Source organism: Dryocola mayonis, from assembly GCF_051307045.1.
In the GTDB taxonomy this organism is placed as follows: domain Bacteria; phylum Pseudomonadota; class Gammaproteobacteria; order Enterobacterales; family Enterobacteriaceae; genus Dryocola.
Genome location: NZ_CP150452.1, coordinates 3,655,106 through 3,674,287, shown reverse-complemented (window position 1 = coordinate 3,674,287; position 19,182 = coordinate 3,655,106). Strand labels below are relative to the sequence as shown.

Annotated in this window: 8 protein-coding genes and 7 pseudogenes; 2 read left to right on the top strand and 13 right to left on the bottom strand. The window is 57.9% G+C overall.

The annotated features are described in order from the left end of the window. Positions 1 to 2: 2 nt before the first annotated feature. The 5 genes and pseudogenes from nrdG to treR all read right to left on the bottom strand — a co-directional run bounded on the left by nrdG (position 3) and on the right by treR (position 7,172). Positions 3 to 468, bottom strand: a pseudogene (gene nrdG / locus WLO32_RS17745) (anaerobic ribonucleoside-triphosphate reductase-activating protein). Further along, a pseudogene (gene nrdD / locus WLO32_RS17740) lies at positions 469 to 2,605 on the bottom strand (anaerobic ribonucleoside-triphosphate reductase). Between the two features lie 374 nt (positions 2,606 to 2,979). Next, positions 2,980 to 4,638, bottom strand: coding sequence for an alpha,alpha-phosphotrehalase (gene treC, locus WLO32_RS17735; RefSeq protein ID WP_435946329.1), 1,659 nt, complete (start codon positions 4,636 to 4,638; stop codon positions 2,980 to 2,982). 46 nt (positions 4,639 to 4,684) lie between these two features. Beyond that, positions 4,685 to 6,103, bottom strand: coding sequence for a PTS trehalose transporter subunit IIBC (gene treB, locus WLO32_RS17730; protein WP_435946328.1), 1,419 nt, complete (start codon positions 6,101 to 6,103; stop codon positions 4,685 to 4,687). Positions 6,104 to 6,223: 120 nt separating this feature from the next. Beyond that, positions 6,224 to 7,172, bottom strand: a pseudogene (gene treR / locus WLO32_RS17725) (trehalose operon repressor TreR). A gap of 391 nt (positions 7,173 to 7,563) precedes the next feature. Between treR and mgtA the strand changes: the two are divergent. After that, positions 7,564 to 10,282 (top strand): annotated as a pseudogene (gene mgtA / locus WLO32_RS17720) (magnesium-translocating P-type ATPase). Positions 10,283 to 10,396: 114 nt separating this feature from the next. Next, positions 10,397 to 12,788, top strand: a pseudogene (locus WLO32_RS17715) (beta-N-acetylhexosaminidase). 50 nt (positions 12,789 to 12,838) lie between these two features. Here WLO32_RS17715 and ridA read toward each other — a convergent pair. The 8 genes and pseudogenes from ridA to WLO32_RS17675 all read right to left on the bottom strand — a co-directional run bounded on the left by ridA (position 12,839) and on the right by WLO32_RS17675 (position 19,168). Continuing rightward, on the bottom strand, positions 12,839 to 13,225 hold the full coding sequence (gene ridA, locus WLO32_RS17710; RefSeq protein WP_121267691.1) for a 2-iminobutanoate/2-iminopropanoate deaminase: 387 nt from the start codon (positions 13,223 to 13,225) through the stop codon (positions 12,839 to 12,841). Between the two features lie 77 nt (positions 13,226 to 13,302). Beyond that, a pseudogene (gene pyrI / locus WLO32_RS17705) lies at positions 13,303 to 13,765 on the bottom strand (aspartate carbamoyltransferase regulatory subunit). Positions 13,766 to 13,780: 15 nt separating this feature from the next. Continuing rightward, positions 13,781 to 14,713, bottom strand: coding sequence for an aspartate carbamoyltransferase (gene pyrB / locus WLO32_RS17700; RefSeq protein ID WP_435946327.1), 933 nt, complete (start codon positions 14,711 to 14,713; stop codon positions 13,781 to 13,783). Between the two features lie 41 nt (positions 14,714 to 14,754). Continuing rightward, the gene (locus WLO32_RS17695; RefSeq protein ID WP_435946325.1) at positions 14,755 to 14,859 is read right to left on the bottom strand and encodes a pyrBI operon leader peptide; all 105 of its coding nucleotides are present in this window, start codon (positions 14,857 to 14,859) and stop codon (positions 14,755 to 14,757) included. 102 nt (positions 14,860 to 14,961) lie between these two features. Further along, complete coding sequence (locus WLO32_RS17690) at positions 14,962 to 15,441, bottom strand: arginine repressor (RefSeq protein ID WP_435948335.1); 480 nt, start codon at positions 15,439 to 15,441, stop codon at positions 14,962 to 14,964. A gap of 156 nt (positions 15,442 to 15,597) precedes the next feature. Continuing rightward, complete coding sequence (gene arcD, locus WLO32_RS17685; RefSeq protein WP_435946324.1) at positions 15,598 to 17,067, bottom strand: arginine-ornithine antiporter; 1,470 nt, start codon at positions 17,065 to 17,067, stop codon at positions 15,598 to 15,600. Positions 17,068 to 17,142: 75 nt separating this feature from the next. Further along, a pseudogene (gene argF / locus WLO32_RS17680) lies at positions 17,143 to 18,148 on the bottom strand (ornithine carbamoyltransferase). A 108-nt stretch (positions 18,149 to 18,256) separates the two neighbouring features. Beyond that, on the bottom strand, positions 18,257 to 19,168 hold the full coding sequence (locus tag WLO32_RS17675; protein WP_435946323.1) for a carbamate kinase: 912 nt from the start codon (positions 19,166 to 19,168) through the stop codon (positions 18,257 to 18,259). Positions 19,169 to 19,182: the final 14 nt, after the last annotated feature.

The following is a 19,182-nucleotide window of genomic DNA, read 5'->3' as shown; positions in this document are numbered from 1 at the left end:
CCTTAACGTAAATGATGAATGACCTGGTTGCTGCTGCCGCGCCAGATAAGCGCCGGGTCCTTCAAATCCTGAACGAACCTGCCGTCGACCAGCACGTTGATTAAATCAACTATCTCAAGCTGGGCGGCGGTCAGCTCCTCAAGCTTGTAGCCCGTCCACATCCAGATATCCTTGCCGGGACATTCGGCCCGCACACGCCGCACCAGCTTCAGAATATCCGGTACGTTTTGCGGATGAAGAGGATCGCCGCCGGAAAGGGACAGCCCCTGGCGGCGAATTCGCTTATCGTTGAGGTCGTTAATCAGCCGGTCTTCCATTTCCCGCGTGAAGGCCCACGCCTGAATTCACCCGCCATGTGCTTTTGTTATAGCAGCCCGGGCATTCATGCACGCAGCCGGAAACGAACAGCGTGCAGCGGGTGCCCGGCCCGTTAACCACGTCCACCGGGTAGTACTGATGCACGTTCACTTAGCCGATCTGCCCGTTATCGAGGTGCTTCACGCGGCGCTTCACCTCTTCTTGCTTGCCGGCGTTAAACGGACGCGCGTCCGGGCTGCCTAAATAGCCGCAAACGCGGCGGGTAACGGAAACGCGCGCTGCGTCGTGGTTGCCGCATTTCGGGCAGGTGAAGCCTTTGCTGGTGCACTCGAACTCACCGGTAAAGCCGCATTCGTAGCATTCGTCGATGGGCGTGTTGGTGCCGTAATACGGAACGTGCTGATAGCTGTAATCCCACACGTCTTCAAGCGCACGAAGGTTGTGCTGAATATTCGGGTATTCGCCGTAACAGATGAATCCGCCGTTCGCAAGCGGCGGATAAGGCGCTTCAAAGTCAATTTTGTCGTACGGATTGACCTTTTTCTCTACGTCCAGGTGGAAGCTGTTGGTGTAGTAGCCTTTGTCAGTTACCCCCGGCACGACGCCAAATTCAGCGGTATCAAGGCGGCAGAAGCGGTCGCAGAGGTTCTCGCTTGGCGTGCTGTACAGGCTGAAGCCGTAGCCCGTTTCATTTTTCCAGGTCTCGGTTGCCTCGCGCAGGCGCGCAACAATGGCGATCGCTTTTTCGCGCAGCGCAGCGCTGTCGTAGACGTGCTGATTGCCAAACAGAGCGTTTACGGTTTCGTGAATGCCGATGTAGCCCAGAGAAATTGAGGCGCGGCCGTTTTTGAAGATTTCAGAAACCTCGTCGTCCGCCTTCAGGCGCACGCCGCAGGCGCCTTCCATATACAGGATTGGCGCCACGCGGGCTTTCACGCCTTCCAGACGGGCGATACGCGTCATCAACGCCTTGTACGCCAGCTGCAGGCGGCCGTCTAATAACTGCCAGAAACGCGCCTCATCGCCGCCGGGCCTCCAGCGCGATGCGCGGCAGGTTCAGGCTGATCACGCCGATATTGTTACGACCGTCATGGATCTGCTCGCCGTTTTCTTCATACACCCCGAGGAAGCTGCGGCAGCCCATCGGCGTTTTGAAAGAGCCGGTGACTTTCACCACCTGATCGTAATTCAGAATGTCCGGATACATACGCTTGCTGGCGCATTCAAGGGCCAGCTGCTTGATATCATAGTTGGCGTCGCCGACCTTATGGTTCAGGCCGTCTTTAATCGCAAAGACCAGCTTCGGGAAGACCGCGGTTTTACGGTTTTTGCCCAGCCCGGCAATGCGGTTGCGCAAAATAGAGGTCTGAATCAGACGCGATTCCCAGCTGGTGCCCAGCCCGAAGCCAAAGGTGACAAACGGCGTCTGGCCGTTGGCGGTGTGCAGCGTGTTCACCTCGTATTCCAGCGACTGGAACGCGTCGTAGCACTCTTTTTCGGTACGTGAGCGGGCGTAGCCTTCGGCGTCCGGAATCTGCCACTCCTGAGCCGTTTTGCTGTGCTTGTCGAAGCTTGCCGTCACAAAGGGGGCCAGCACTTCGTCAATGCGGTTGATGGTGGTCCCGCCGTATATGTGGCTGGCGACCTGGGCGATGATCTGCGCGGTGACCGCCGTCGCGGTAGAGATAGATTTCGGCGGCTCAATCTCCGCGTTGCCCATTTTAAAGCCGTGGGTCAGCATGCCTTTCAGATCGATAAGCATGCAGTTAAACATCGGGAAGAACGGAGAATAATCCAGATCGTGGTAGTGAATATCGCCGCGTTCATGCGCCAGCACCACGTCGCGCGGCAGCAGATGCTGCTTGGCGTAGTGTTTCGCCACGATGCCGGCCAGCAGGTCACGCTGGGTCGGGATGACCTTGCTGTCTTTGTTGGCGTTTTCGTTTAGCAGCGCAGAGTTGGTTTGCTCAACAAGGCCGCGGATTTCCTGGTTCAGGCGGCCGCGTTTTTCACGTTCGATATCGCGGTCGTGGCGATATTCGATATAGGCGCGCGCCAGCTGCTTGTAGTTTCCGGCCATCAGCTGGTTTTCTACCGCGGTCTGGATTTCGCCGATATCAACCTGGCTGCGGCCTGCCATCTGAGCGCTGACAATTTCTGCGACGGTGGCGCAATAATCTGCGTCATCGACTCCCGCTGCTTTAGCTGCACGAAGAATAGCTTCTTTGATGCGCTCTGAAGTGAAAGGCACTTTGCACCCGTCTCTTTTCATCACATGCGGTGTCATGATTTCTCCATTTTAAAAAGGTTATCCACACGAGGATGGATGAGTCCGGCAGCGTAAATACGCTCGTTTGACCAAGGGCTTCCGGATTCAGCTCCAGTTTATCCACAGATAATCCCCAGCGTTATGCCTGGGTTTCTGTTGCTATAATAGTCGATAAATACAAGATGTAGTGGCGGGGTGCATTTTAAGTTCTATATATAGTGCTTGCACCAAAGATGTTTGCGCTTTTATTGATTTAGAACAAAGTAAATCGGGGGGTACAGGAAAGATGGGGCATGAGAAAGAAAACAAATTTACGCGTTGAATTTTGGCAGGCCTCGCCCGGGGTTTCTCCCTCGCAAGGAGGGAGAAAAATCACTCAACTGAGGAGAAGGCTAACTCTGCAACCAGTACACCGCCTCGTATGGCCGCAGGCTGATCTCGCCGGGCCTGTCCGCCGCCTCGGCGTAGTTGCTCATTAACACTTCCCAGCCGCCCTCGAAGGCTTCCGGCATCCACCATTGGTTATTGCGGCTGAGGTTGGCGGCGACCACCAGCGTCTGGCCCTGCCATTCGCGGCGGTAGCACCACAGGTAGGGATGCTCCGGCAGCAGATCCTGATAGCTGCCCCAGGTAAACACCGGCTGGGCTTTGCGCAGCTTGATAAGTCGCTGGTAGGCGTAAAACACGGAGTCCGGATCGTCCACCGCCGCCCGGGCGTTAATGGTCTGATAGTTATCGCACAGGTTGATCCACGGCGTGCCTTTGGTGAAGCCTGCATTTTCACCGGCGTCCCACTGCATGGGCGTACGGCCGTTATCGCGGGATTTACTCGCGAGGATCGCCAGCAGGTTATCGCTGTCGCGGCCCTGCGCGCGCAGCTCGGCGTACATGTTGTGGCTTTCCACATCGCGATAATCAATGATGCGCGTGAAGTGCGGGTTGGTCATGCCCAGCTCTTCGCCCTGATAGATATAGGGCGTGCCCTGCATGCCGTGCAGCACCATCGCCAGCATTTTCGCCGCCGGCACCCGCAGTTCGCCCTCATCGCCGAAACGGGACACGATGCGCGGCTGATCGTGGTTACACCAGAACAGCGCGTTCCAGGCCACGTTGTGCATCCCCTGCTGCCAGTGGCTGAAGATCGCTTTCAGCGCCACAAAGTCCGGCTCCGCCAGCGTCCATTTCTGCCCGCCGGGATAATCCACCTTCAGGTGATGGAAGTTAAAGGTCATCGACAGTTCGTTGCCGTCCAGCGCGGCGTATTGCTGGCAGTTATCGAGCGTGGTGGAGGACATTTCGCCCACCGTCATCAGGCCGCGCGGGGTGAACACATCGCGGCTGAACTCCTGCAGATACTCGTGGATGCGCGGCCCGTCGGTGTAAAAACGGCGGCCATCGGCGCCTTCGATATCGTTGGGAAAATCCTGATCTTTGGAGATCAGGTTGATCACGTCCAGGCGCAACCCGTCCACGCCGCGATCGGCCCAGAACTCGCACACCTTTTTCAGCTCGGCGCGTACCTGCGGATTTTCCCAGTTGAGATCCGCCTGCTCAGGCGCAAACAGGTGCAGATAGTACTGGCCGCTTTCAGCGTGCCAGCGCCAGGCGTTGCCGCCAAATTTGGAGCGCCAGTTGTTGGGTAAAACATCAGGCGTGCCGTCGCGCCAGATATAGAATTCACGGAACGAGCTTTCAGGGTTCAGCGACTCATGAAACCAGGCGTGCTGCGTGGAGGTGTGGTTAAACACCATATCAAGGATGATGCGGATCCCGCGCTCGTGCGCTTCGGCGACCAGCAAATCGAAATCATCCAGCGTGCCGTAGTTATGGTCGATGGCGCAGTAGTTAGCCACGTCATAGCCGTTATCCACCTGAGGCGAGACGTAGAACGGCGTCAGCCAGATAGCGTCCACGCCCAGCAGCTTCAGGTAGTCGAGGCGCTTAATCACGCCGATTAAATCACCGGTGCCGTTGCCGGTGGTATCCTGAAAACTCTTCGGGTAGATCTGATAGATGACACCATGTTGCCACCATGGAGGCGTTGTATTCATAGCGCTTTCCTAAAGCTAAGGGGCCAATAAGCGGCCCCGGTAAAAACTAAACCACCAGCAGCTTGCCCTGACGGAACCTGCGTTTATACATCGCCGTCGTCAGCATCATCGGGATAACCACCGCAATCAGCATGGCCATGGAGTAAACCTCCCAGTAGCGCGGCTGAATCGACAGAATGCCGGGCAGGCCGCCAACGCCGATGCCGTTCGCCAGCACGCCGCTCAGGCCGCACAGCAGGCCCGCAATCCCGGAACCTGTCATCGCGCACAGCATCGGGAAGCGGTACTTCAGGTTAATCCCGTACATCGCCGGTTCGGTGACGCCCAAAAAGGCCGAGATCGCCGCCGGTACTGAAATTTCCCGTTCGTTGTTTTTACGGCTGCAGATAATGATGCCCACAACCGCCGAAGCCTGAGCGATGTTAGACAGCGCAATCAGCGGCCACACCGGCGTGCCGCCCATGTTCTGAATCATCTGCATATCAATGGCGAGCGTCGTCTGATGCACGCCGGTTATCACCAGCGGCGCATACAGGAAGCCAAAGAGCGCCGCGCCAACGGGCGCGAAGCTGCCGGTCATCAGGTGGCGAACCGCGAAGGCTACGCCGTCGCCAATCCAGCGTCCGAAAGGCCCGATAAACGCGTGGGCGAGGAACACGGCCAGAATCAGCGAACACACCGGCACTATTACAAGATAGAGGTAATCCGGCACAATGCGTTTCAGACGCGTCTCAATCAGGCCAAGAGCCAGCCCCGCCAGCAGCGCCGGAATGACCTGCGCCTGGTAGCCGACCTTCGCAATGGTAAACAGGCCGAAGTTCCACACGTCCGGAATTTTAGTGCCCAAATCGTAGGCGTTCATCAGCTGCGGTGAAACAAGCGTTACGCCGAGCACGATACCAAGGATAGGCGTCCCGCCCATTTTGCGCACGGCGGACCAGCAAATACCCACCGGCAAATAGAAGAAAATCGCCTCGCCAATCAGCCACAGGAAGTCATAAATGCTTTGCAGCGACGGGTACATCTGCGCCAGCGTCTGGCCGTTGCTCATCGGCAGGTCGCCAATCACGTTGCGGAAGCCGAGAATCAGGCCTCCGCTTATCAGCGCAGGCAGCAGCGGGAAGAAAATCTCCGCGAAATGCGAGATTAAGCGCTCGTGCCATTTCATGTTCTGGCGGGCGGCGAGCTTTGCCTGTTCTTTATCCGCGGTGCGGTGGCCGCTGGTGGCGATCAGCGCCTGGTAGTAGTCGCCGACGTTGGTGCCGATAACCACCTGAAACTGCCCGGCGTTGGTAAAGCAGCCCTTTACCATCGCCAAATTTTCGATCTCTTTCGGTCTGGCAATCGCCGTATTGTTCAGCACAAAACGCAGCCGGGTAATGCAGTGGCTGACGGTGGCGATATTTTCGCGTCCGCCCACCAGCTCAATCAGCCTGTCGATATCCTGTTGTTTCACTTTGCTCATTTTTTTAGCCCCGAGGAAGGAGTAGTGACCTGCCTGCAAGGGTATCCGTTAATCCTTTCGGCGAAAATGGGAACGTTCCCGGAACCGGGCGACGATCACAATAAACCGACGATCGGCTGCCTACTGAAGCACGCCCGGGATAACGAGCTGGCGAATAGCGAGGGTTTGATTTATCTGGCCGATAAGCTGCAGGGGCCGCCTGTCGACCGGCTTCCGCATAGCCGGGGTCGACGGTGATTATCTCCGGGTGAAGGAATTTCATCAGCGGCGTGTTGCCCACGCTTGCGAGCTGCAGGCCGGTGCGCTGGCGCTCCTGGAGATATTTACTGGCGCCGAGCGCGAGCGTATCTGTTGCGCACAGCAGGGCGGTGGTTTCAGGCAGCAGCACTTCCGCCACGTGTTCGTAGCCCTGCTTCATCGCCAGGCCCGGCAGCGCCACCTTTGGGGTAAGTTTGTGTTTTTTACAAAAGGCGAGGTAAGCCTCGTGGCGGCGTAACCCGGTGGTCACATCGCTATGGGGAACGCCGAGGAAGCTGATATGGCGATGCCCCTGCTGATAAAGCGCCGACATCAGAATCTCAATGGCGCCTTCGTCGTCGTAGCAGACCGAGGAGAATCCTTTCGCATCGCGCGCTATCAGCACCAGCGTGGACTGCCAGGGATGCAGCATTTTTTCGCTAATGCCGGTAAAGCCAAACAGGATAACCCCGTCAATGTTGCGCCGCTGCAGCATGCCCAGATGCTCTTCCACCAGATCCGGATCAAACTGGCTTTCCATCATTATCGGGTCATAGCCCTGCTCATACAGGCCCGGCAGCATGGTTTGCACCGCCAGGTTTTCCGAGAGGGAATCCAGGCGCGTGACTATTATCGCCACCACTTTATCGCTTTGTCCGCGCATCGCGCGCGCCGAACGCGAAGGGGAGAAACCCTCCTGCCGCATCACCGCTTCGACCCGTTCACGCGTGCGCGCGCTGACACCGCTTTCATTGTTCAGAACACGAGAGACGGTGGATTTACCCACGCCGCTCAGTCGCGCGATATCTTTGATGGTGAGGCGGTTTTGCATTGTTCTGGTTTTTCCCGACGTTCAATTACTTGTGAGTTCATCATTTAAGTAATGCTACCCAACAATCCGCAATGGGCAAAATCTGGTTTACAAAGGGTTTAGTTTTACAGGCGTACCATATTCGCACTTTGATCTGCGCCAGCAGGCGCAGGAAAGCATTCCCCTTAATCTGCAACCGGAGGCGACATGGAACCCGATCCCAGTCCTGACCCTGTGATAACAGGAACCCCCCGGTAAGCCGTCCTTCTTCGAAGCGTCTGCCTTACCGGAACCCGTAAGGCAGCGATTTACATTGTCGATCCCTGCTGAATAAAAATATGACCTGCAAGGTGGGCTTTGCCGCGCCCGCAGGACAGCCAGGCGCCGTATTATACGGCGCTAAGGGACTTTTATGCTGTTTAAAAACCTGACCCGGCAGTTGTTTTCACAACTTAGCCGCCATCTGCCGCGCCGCCTGATCCAGCGTGACCCTATGCCGGATGGCAAAACCGTCGCGCAAGCCACGGATATTCCCGCGACGCTTAGCGAAGCCTGCCTGAAGTATGCTTACGCGAGCGAAGAGCAGCTCTATCGCGAGTTTTCCAGCCATCCCGAAGGCCTCAACGAGCGCGAGGTGGAAGACGCGCTGGAGGCGCACGGCCCGAACCAGATCCCCACCCAGGCGCCGGCGCCCTGGTGGAAGCATCTGTGGGGCTGCTACCGCAATCCGTTCAACCTGCTGCTGACGCTGCTGGGCATTTTTTCCTACGCCACGGAAGACGATCTGTTCGGCGCAGGGGTCATCGCGCTGATGGTTATTATCTCAACGCTGCTTAACTTTATTCAGGAAGCCCGCTCTACCAAAGCGGCGGACGCCCTTAAGGCGATGGTCAGCAACACCGCCACGGCGATGCGCGTCCTTAACGAAAAAGGTGAGAGCGGATACGTTGAAATTCCTCTCGATCGGCTGGTGCCGGGCGATATCGTAAAACTCTCGGCGGGCGACATGATCCCGGCGGATTTACGGATAATTCGCGCTCGCGATCTGTTCGTGGCCCAGGCTTCGCTGACCGGCGAATCGCTGCCGGTTGAGAAAGCGGCGGTAAGCCGCGCGGCGCGCCACGGCAACCCGCTTGAGTGCGATACGCTGTGCTTTATGGGCACCAACGTGGTGAGCGGTACGGCGCTGGCGATGGTGATCGCCACCGGCGGCAATACCTGGTTTGGCCAGCTGGCCGGTCGGGTAACCCAGCAGGAGAATGAACCCAACGCGTTTCAGCAGGGCATCAGCCGGGTAAGCTGGCTGCTGATTCGCTTTATGCTGGTGATGGTGCCGGTGGTCTTGCTGATCAACGGCTTCACCAAAGGCGACTGGTGGGAGGCGGCGCTGTTCTCGCTCTCCGTGGCGGTTGGCCTGACGCCTGAGATGTTGCCGATGATCGTCACCTCAACCCTTGCCCGCGGCGCGGTGAAGCTTTCAAAGCAAAAGGTTATCGTCAAACACCTGGACGCGATTCAGAACTTCGGCGCCATGGATATTTTGTGCACCGATAAAACCGGCACCCTGACCCAGGACCGCATCATTCTGGAGACGCATACCGATATAATGGGAAGCCTGAGCGACAGCGTCCTGCACGCGGCCTGGCTGAACAGCCATTACCAGACCGGGCTGAAAAACCTGCTGGACGTGGCGGTGCTGGAACGCGTGGATACCGACCACGTTCGCCAGGCCGTTGCCCGCTGGCGCAAAGTGGACGAAATCCCCTTCGACTTCGAACGCCGCCGCATGTCGGTGGTGGTTGCCGAAGAGCCGCAGGTTCATCAGCTGATCTGCAAAGGGGCGCTGCAGGAAGTCCTCAGCGTTTGTACGCACGCTCGCCACGGCTGCGATGTCGTGCCGCTAAACGACGCGATGCTAAAACGCATTCGCCGCGTGACGGACGATCTGAACCGCCAGGGGCTACGCGTGGTGGCCGTTGCCACTAAATTCCTGCCGGCGCGCGAGGGAGACTATAGCCGCGTTGATGAATCCGATCTGATCCTCGAAGGCTATATCGCTTTTCTCGATCCGCCGAAAGAGACGACCGCGCCGGCGCTGAAGGCGCTGAAAAAAAGCGGCATCAGCGTCAAAATCCTCACCGGCGACAGCGAGCTGGTGGCGGCGAAGGTGTGTCGCGAGGTCGGTCTGGAAGTGGGCGAGCTGGTCGTCGGCTGCGACATCGAAAAGCTCAGCGATGAGGAGCTTGCGCGTCTTGCGCTACGCACCACGCTGTTCGCGCGCCTGACGCCGATGCATAAAGAACGCATCGTGCGCCTGCTGCGCGGCGAAGGCCACGTTGTCGGCTTTATGGGCGATGGCATTAACGACGCCCCTGCGCTGCGCGCGGCGGATATTGGCATCTCCGTTGACGGCGCGGTGGATATCGCCCGCGAGGCGGCGGACATTATCCTGCTTGAAAAGAGCCTGATGGTGCTGGAAGAGGGCGTGATTGAAGGGCGCCGTACGTTTTCCAACATGTTGAAATACATCAAGATGACCGCAAGCTCAAACTTCGGGAACGTCTTTAGCGTGCTGGTGGCGAGCGCCTTCCTGCCGTTTTTGCCGATGCTGCCGATTCACTTACTGATTCAGAACCTGCTGTATGATGTCTCGCAGGTGGCGATTCCTTTCGATAACGTAGACGACGAGCAAATTGCCAAACCGCAGCGCTGGAATCCGGCGGATTTAGGGCGCTTTATGGTGTTCTTCGGCCCCATCAGCTCCATCTTCGACATCATGACGTTCTGCGTCATGTGGTGGGTGTTCCAGGCCAACGTGCCGGAGGCGCAAACCCTGTTCCAGTCCGGCTGGTTCGTGGTGGGGCCTGCTGTCGCAAACGCTGATTGTGCATATGATTCGCACCCGCCGCATCCCGTTTATCCAAAGCCGTGCCGCGTGGCCGCTGATGGTGATGACGCTGGTGGTGATGGCGGTGGGTATCGCGCTGCCGTTCTCGCCGCTGGCAGGCTACCTGCACCTCCAGGCGCTGCCGCTTAGCTACTTCCCGTGGCTGGTGCTGATCCTCGGCGGCTATATGACGTTGACCCAGGCAGTAAAAGGCTTCTACGCCCGTCGTTACGGCTGGCAGTAATCTTAAATCGGGCGGGATGTGATCTGCATCTCGCCAGAGCCTTGATGAATATTTTTCCACGTGTTACCAGAGTGTTTTTGCTTTTTCTGGCCCGTCACCTCTGAAGGAATATTCATGTTTAAATCAATACGTTCAGGTCTGCTAGCCGGCTGTATTTCCCTGGCCTGTCAGGCAAACGCCGCGCCGGCCGGGGATCTGCCGCTGATGCCCTGGCCGCAGCAGGTTAATCGCCCGGCGGCGGAAGGCAGCCTGGTGCTGGATAACGCGGTGTCGATAAAAATCACCGGCGACAGGCTCGAGGGCGCAACCGAGCGCTGGCGTCAGCGCATTGCGCAGCAAACCGGCTGGCAGCTTCAGCCCGCGCAGGCTAACCCTTCCAGCCCAACTATCGCTATTCACATCAACAAAGCGGTCGATCCTTTGCCGGCGCTCGGCAGCGATGAGAGCTACGACCTGAGCGTAACGGCTGACGGCATCAAGCTTACCGCCAACACCCGTTTTGGGGCGATGCGCGGTATGGAAACGCTGCTGCAGCTCATCCAGAACGGGCCGCAAAATACCTTCGTTCCCTTCGTAGCGATTAAAGACGTGCCGCGTTTCCCCTGGCGCGGCATGCTGCTGGACTCCGCCCGCCACTTTGTGCCGATCGAGGATATTTTGCGCCAGCTGGACGGCATGGCGAGCGCCAAGCTCAACGTCTTCCACTGGCATCTGACCGACGATCAGGGCTGGCGCTTCGCCTCGACGGCCTACCCTAAGCTGCAGCAGCTCGCCAGCGACGGGCAGTTTTACACCCAGGCGCAGATGAAAGAGGTGGTGCGCTATGCCACAAGGCTGGGGATTCGGGTAGTGCCGGAAGTGGATTTACCGGGCCATGCCTCGGCGATCGCGGTGGCCTACCCGGAATTGATGAGCGCGCCGGGGCCTTACCAGATGGAGCGCCACTGGGGCGTGCTCAAACCCCTGCTTAACCCGGCCAACGAGGCCACCTACAAATTTATCGACGCCCTGACAGGCGAGCTTACGGCGATCTTCCCGGACGCCTATGTGCATATCGGCGGCGACGAGGTGGACGACAGCCACTGGAAGGAGTCCGCCTCTGTCCAGTCGTTTATGAAGCAGCATAATATTGCCGATACCCACGCGCTGCAGACCTACTTTAATCAGCGGCTGGAAAAAATCCTCGAAAAGCATCATCGCCAGATGATGGGCTGGGATGAGATCTACCATCCGCATCTGCCGAAAAGCATTTTGATCCAGTCCTGGCAAGGCCAGGACGCTTTGGGCACCGTCGCCGCTAATGGCTATAAAGGGATCCTCTCCACGGGCTTTTACCTCGATCAGCCCCAGTCGACGGCTTACCACTATCGCAATGAGATCCTGCCGCAGGGCTTAAACGGCATCGATCAAATAACGCCTGCTGATAGCGCGCAAAGCTGGTTCTTCACTATGCCGCGCCTGAAGGGCAAGCCCGTGGAAGGCAGCTTTACGCTGGTGAACAATAGCAGCGGCTGGCGCGGGTTTATCGACTTCGCAGGGAAATCCCGTCGCGCCGTACGCGATATCGAATGGCTAAACGCGCATCAGGTGACCTTCACGGTTGATAGCTGGATGGGCGAGACGCGCCCGGTGGTGACGGTGGATCAGGATAAGCTGAGCGGCTATTTCCTGGTGGGCAACGTGCGCTATCCGGCATCCGGGCAAAAGCTCGACAGCGTGCCGGATGGCGTGCAGCCGACGGTGCCAACGCCCGAGCAGATGGACAATATTCTCGGCGGCGAAGCCGCGCTGTGGGCGGAAAACGTCTCCTCTGCGCTGCTTGATATCAAGCTCTGGCCGCGCGCCTTCGCCGTAGCGGAACGCCTGTGGTCCACGGAAGAGGTGAAAGATATCGACAATATGTATCAGCGCCTGCAGGCGATTGATGCCTGGTCGACCGTCTCCGTTGGCCCTGCGACAGCATACCGCCGCCGTGCAGCAGATGACGCGCCTGGCAGGCACGCCGGACATTATGCCGCTGCAAATTCTTGCCCAGGCCGTAGAGCCCGCGCAGTATTACACGCGCCAGCATCTGAAATTCCAGGCGGGTAACTACCATCACTTCGAACCGCTTAATCGTTTTGCGGATGCGCTGGCGGCGGAAAGCAGCCAGCTGCGGGCGATAGATGCCTGGGCTGACAAGCTGGTGGCCGATCCGGAAGACGGCAACAGCGCGGAATCCCTGCGCCACGTCTTTGCGCGCTGGCAAAGCAACACGCCTGACGCGCTGGCGCTGATTGACGGAAACTATCAGCTTAAGGCGTTAAAGCCGGTGGCGGAAAACGTGGACAAGCTCGCGGGTATCGGCCTGCGCTTAACTGACCTTGTGGCGAAGCAGGGGACGCTCAGCGACGGCGAGCGCGGCGATATTCAAAAACAGCTTGATGAGGCGGCGCAAACCCAGGATGAAGTGGTTATCGCCGCCGTTTATCCTTTGCAAAAGTTATTACGCGCCAGCGTGAAATAAGCGCGTAAAAAAGGCCGCGTAAGCGGCCTTTATTTTTCGCCTGAAGGAAATTAGCGGCGAATAGCGATCGCTTCAATTTCAATTTTTACGTCTTTCGGCAGGCGGGCTACCTCCACGCAGGAACGCGCCGGGAAAGTCGCTTTGTGCTCGGTGAAGAAGGCTTCGTAGGTAGCGTTTACGGTGGCGAAGTCGTTAAGGTCCTTAACGAATACCGTGGTTTTTACGATATCGCCAACCTTCAGGCCGGCCGCTTCAACGATAGCCTGCACGTTTTCCAGAGACTGGCGCGCCTGGGCGGCCACGTCTTCCGGCACGCTGCCGGTTTTCGGATCGACCGGGATCTGCCCGGAAGTGATGATCATGCTGCCCAGATCGACGCCCTGAACATAGGGGCCGATGGCGGCCGGTGCGTTTTCGGTGCTGATAGTACGAGACATTTTTCTTCCTCAAAAATGGGTTACAAAGCTCCCGCCCATTATAGGGAAGGGAGCCTGGTTGTCATTAGCGGCAGCGATTAATCCGCCAGCACCACATGATGAGCGAACTCTTTCTCGCAGTATTTACACTTCAGGCTGATGTCTTCGCCGCGCTTTTTCACCGCGAAGGAGGAGGAAACCGGCTCGCTGCGGCTGATGCAGTTGCTGTTCGGGCAGATCAGCACTTTTTCGATGCGTTCCGGCAGCGCAGGGCGGCTTTTGCCGACCACCTCATACTCGTCGATGCGGTTAACCGTGGCGTGCGGCGCGTACAGCGCCAGCTGGTTTACCTGCTCGTCGGTCAGGAAGGTGTTCTCAATCTTAATCAGATCCTTGCGGCCCCTGCTCGCGGGAAGGCAGGTTCAGGCCGATGGTAATGCGCTGTTCGGTTTCGGTCAGTTGGAACAGCGTCAGCAGCTTAAAGCCTACCTGCGCCGGGATATGGTCGATAACCGTGCCGCGTTTGATAGCTTCAACCTGTAATTTATTATCCTGGGTCATCTCTTTTCCTCTCACTTAAGCCAGTTCGCGATTCAAAACCAGTGCCAGCAGCGCCTGGCGAGCAAAAATGCCGTTGCCTGCCTGCTGGAAATACCAGGCGTGAGGCGTTTTATCCACGTCGGTGGTGATCTCATCCACGCGCGGCAGCGGGTGCAGGACTTTCATATTTTCACGGGCGCCCGCAAGGTCGGCGGCGCGCAGCACGAACTGCGCCTTCACGTTGGCGTATTCAGACGGGTCGAGACGCTCTTTTTGCACGCGGGTCATGTACAGAATATCCAGCTCGCTCACCACGTCGTCGATGGCCTCGTGGCAGCTCCACTCGATGCCTTTCTCATCGAGCATATCGAGGATGTACTTAGGCATCGCCAGCGCGTGTGGAGCGATAAAGTAGAAGCGGTTGCCGGTAAACTTCGCCAGCGCCTGCGCTAAAGAGTGCACGGTGCGGCCGTATTTCAGATCGCCGACCATCGCGATGTTCAGGTTTTCCAGCCGGCCCTGGGTTTCCTGGATAGTGAACAGGTCGAGCAGCGTCTGGGTCGGGTGCTGGTTCGCGCCGTCGCCGGCATTCAGGATAGGGATATTGCCGGAAAACTCGGTGGCCAGACGCGCCGCGCCTTCCTGCGGGTGGCGCATCACAATGGCGTCGACGTAGGTGCTAATCACCGAAATGGTGTCCGCCAGGGTTTCGCCTTTTTTACCCAGCGAGGTGTTGCTGCTGTCGGAGAAGCCGACAACGGACGCGCCCAGACGGTGAATGGAGGTTTCGAACGAGAGGCGGGTGCGCGTGGAGGCCTCGAAGAAACAGCTGGCGATAACCTTGTGCTTTAACAGTTCCGGCTGCGGGTTCGCCTTCAGTTGCGCGGCGGTGGCCAGTACCAGTTCAAGCTCTTCACGGCTGAGATCGTTTATGGAAATGATATGTTTTTGATACAGCGGGTTAGCCATGCTTATCTCCTGTTCTCGTGCGGCGGGCAAAAAAAAGCCCCTCAATGAGGGGCCTTTGAAATTGGTTGATGCAGCGGAAAGAAAAACGGCGTCGCGCCGTCCTGCAGACGACGAGGTGTGACAATTTTTTGAACACACTTGACCATGCTTCCTCCCGGCAAATTGTGGCGCATTATACGCGCGTGGATTTACATCGCAAGGGGCAATCTCACACTTTTATATCCACAGGCAAACGGTTGCGATGAAGACTAATGCAGCCCCAGCGTTTGCATAATGCGGCGATAGACCTGAGGGGTTTTTTGCACCTCGCGCGGCGCGATCCACACCACGCTGCTGCCCGCCACTACGCCTAAAATTTCCGGCAGGGCGCGGTAATCAAGAATTTTTGCCACGGCGCGACCGTAGCCCGCGACGGCGTGAATCATAATAAACTCCGTATTATGCTCGACGCTAATCACCATCTCCGCCACCGAGCGCGCGGCGTCCGGCTCCGGCTGTTCCTGCGGGTTTAGCGCGTAGATTTTTTGCCCTTTCGCGTTGCGCATTTTAATCACCCCAAGCAGCTTCAGCAGCCGCGAAATCGTCGACTGGCTGATGGCCTCAAAGCCGTGGCGCTGCATGTCGCGACGCAGCTCTTCCTGGGAGTGATAGCTTTTATGGACGATAAGCCGTTGGCACAGCGTAAGCTGGCTTTGCTCTTTTTCTGATGACGTGCGGGAGATCCTCATCATATTCACCATTCCATGATTTTTATAGGTGATTAATTTACGCCACTTATAGATTTAAACTGTTTGATAGATCTGACTTTGCCAGCATTAGTAATTAAAAATATTATGAATCACGTATCTTTCAGCATTTAACGCCCCGAAAGGGGCGTTAATCTCTTAAGCAATCTGTATTGCGCCGGCAAAGACCAGTTTTAACGTCCAGGCCGCCAGCAGCAGTAAAGCCGCCACGAGCGTCCATTCATAGCTTTTCAGTAATGTTTCCCCCTGCTGTTTTTTCTGCCACAGGAAGACCGCAAGCCCTGGGGTAAACAGCAGAGAGCTGAGCAGCATGGAATCTCCGGCGGCGTAGCAAAGCCAGAATCCGTACACCGTAGCGATAACGCCAAGCACGATGCCGCCCGTGCGCGATTCGCCTTCGGCATAACGTTCGCCCGTCCAGGCAAGCTTCAGGCCGTAAGCGGCGCTGAACAGGTACGGCGGCAGGATGGCGGCGGTAGCGATGGAGAACAGCGCCTGATAGCCTGCCTCATAGAACAGCGTCAGGATCAGAAACAGCTGGATTAAGCCGTTGGTTATCCACAGTGAAAATGACGGGGAATGGCGGGCGTTTTCTTTGGCGAACACCTTCGGAAAGATGCCGTCTAGCGCGGCAACGCGCGGTAATTCTGCGGCGAACAACGTCCAGGCAAGCAGGGCGCCGGCCACGGACAGAATGACGCCGCCGGCGACGAATTTCGCGCCCCACGGACCCACCACGTTTTCCAGCACGCCGGCCATCGAAGGATTTTTAAGGCCGGCAAGTGAGGCCTGATCCAAAATACCCATCGACAGCACGCTCACCAGCACATAAATCGCCAGCGCGCCCAGCAGACCGATGACGGTTGCTTTACCGATATCGCTGCGGTTTGCCGCGCGGGCAGAAACCACCGTCGCCCCTTCGATGCCGATAAACACCCAGGTGGTGACCAGCATGGTGTTTTTCACCTGATCGAACAGCGCCGGCTCCTGGCCGCCGACGATCATCATGCGCCCCCAGAAATCGGCGGTGAACACGCCGAGACGAAACGCGATCAGCACGGCGACGATAAACACCAGCAGGATAACGACCTTCACCACGGTGAGGATGGTGTTGATATAAGCCGCTTCCCGTACGCCGCGCAGCACCAGGGCGTGAACCAGCCACAGCACTACGGAAGCGCCGATTATCGAGGGCAGGTTGTTGCCGTCGCCGAATACCGGGATGAAAAAGCTCATCGCGCTGAACAGCAGCACGGCGTAAGAGACGTTGCCAAGCCAGGCGGAGAACCAGTAGCCCCAGGCCGACTGAAAACCGATAAAATCGCCAAAGCCTGCGCGGGCGTAGCTGTAGACGCCGCCTTCAAGTTCAGGACAGCGGGAGCTGAGATTTTGGTAAATAAAAGCCAGACAAAGCATGCCGACGCCGGTGATCACCCAGCCGATCAGTAACGCGCCGGGTGAGGCAACGGAGCCAAAGTTTTGCGGCAGGCTGAACACGCCGCCGCCAATCATGGAGCCAATAACCAGCGCGACCAGCGCGCTGAGCCCTAATTTTTTTTCTGCTGTTGCGGATGTCGCGCTGACATCCCCGTGGGTAACATCGGCCATTTTCCTTTCCTCCCGCGGCGCTTTGCCGCACGAATGCATATCCGGCGGCGAGGCTATCCCCGCCGCCGGAGGAAGTTACTCTCCGAGCGTGGCAACCATCACGGCTTTGATGGTATGCATGCGGTTTTCGGCTTCGTCGAAGACGATGGAATGCGGGGATTCGAAGACCTCCTCCGTCACCTCCAGCCCTTTCAGGCCGTATTCCTCTTCGATCTCTTTACCGACTTTGGTGTGCTCGTTATGGAATGCGGGCAGGCAGTGCATAAATTTCACGGCCGGATTGCCGGTGGCGTTGAGCACCTTCTGGTTAACCTGATACGGGGTCATGATGCTCACGCGCTCCGCCCAGGCCCTCTTTGGGTTCGCCCATCGACACCCAAACGTCGGTGTAGAGGAAATCAACGCCCGCCACGCCTTCTTCCACGCTGTCGGTCAGCATGATGCGGCCGCCGGTTTCTTGCGCAATCTCGCGGCATTGCTCCACCAGCGCAGGCTCAGGCCAGAACGCTTTCGGGGCGACAAGACGGATATCCATCCCCATTTTCGCCGCGCCCACCATCAGGGAGTTGCCCATGTTGTTGCGGGCGTCGCCCAGATAGGCGAAGGCGATCTCCGGCAGCGTTTTGTCCGGCGCGTGCTCCAGCATGGTCATCAGGTCGGCGAGGATTTGCGTTGGGTGGAACTCGTTGGTCAGCCCGTTCCACACGGGCACGCCTGCGAATTCGCCCAGCTCTTCCACGATTGCCTGGCCGTAGCCGCGGTATTCGATGCCGTCATACATGCGGCCCAGCACGCGGGCGGTATCCTTCATGGATTCCTTGTGGCCAATCTGCGAGCCGCTTGGGCCGAGGTAGGTGACCTGCGCGCCCTGATCGAAAGCGCCCACTTCGAAGGCGCAGCGCGTGCGGGTGGAGGTTTTTTCGAAAATCAGCGCGATGTTTTTACCGACCAGGGTTTTCTTTTCCCTGCCGGCTTTTTTCGCCGCTTTCAGCTCACGGGCGAGGTCAATCAGGTACTGAATTTCCGCGGGCTTGAAGTCCAGCAGTTTCAGGAAGTTGCGGTTTTTTAAGCTGATGGTCATTTTCGTTATCCTTTTAAATTTCCTGGAGGGTGGCGCTTTTGCTTATCCACCCTGCGATGCGATTTCTGCAGGTCGGGCAGCGCTGCGCTACCCGGCTTTTTTCAACGCTTATTCCCGAATCAGCGTGCCTTTCTCGCCTGCCAGAATGGCCGGGCCGTCCGCCAGCGCGCCAATGCCTGCAATGCCGTGGCACTGGGCGACAAACCTGCTGCAGGCGGAAACCTTCGGCCCCATAGAGCCTGCGTCAAACGCCATGCCGTCCAGCTCTTGCGGCGTGATGTGGGTAATCGGGCGCTGCGTTGCCGTGCCCCAGTCGAGATACACCGCGTCGGCATCGGTCAGAATTAACAGCGCGTCCGCTTCAATCTGGCGCGCCAGCAGCGCGGCGGAGAGATCCTTGTCGATGACCGCCTCAATGCCGTGATAGCCGTCGGCTCTCTCCACGACCGGCACGCCGCCGCCGCCGTTGCAAATCACCAGATGATCGCGCTGGATAAGCGCCGTAATCGCATCGCTTTCCACAATCCGTTTCGGCTGCGGAGAGGGCACCACGCGGCGGAAATACGGGCCGTCCGCTTTTATCGACCAGCCTTTTTCAGCGGCCAGGGTATCGGCCTGCGCCTGGTCGTACACCGGGCCGATGTACTTGGTAGGGTTGCGAAACGCCGGATCTCCGGCATCCACTTCCACCTGGGTCAGCAGCACGCTGACTTCCCTGGCCGGCAGGTGGTTTTTCAGCGATTGCTGCAGCATGTAGCCGATCATTCCCTGGCTTTCCGCGCCGAGAATATCGAGCGGATAGGGGGCGACCTTCTGATAGGCGCTGTTTTGTAACGCCAGCAGCCCTACCTGCGGCCCGTTGCCGTGAACCAGCACTACACGCCAGCTGGCGGTCAGCTGAGCGATGGTCTTAGCCGCCAGATCGATATTTTTACGCTGGATTTCGGCTTCCAGCGGCTCGCCCCTTTTCAGCAGCGCGTTGCCGCCAAGCGCTACGACCAGGGTTGGTTTGTGTTCCATTTTTTCTCTCCTTG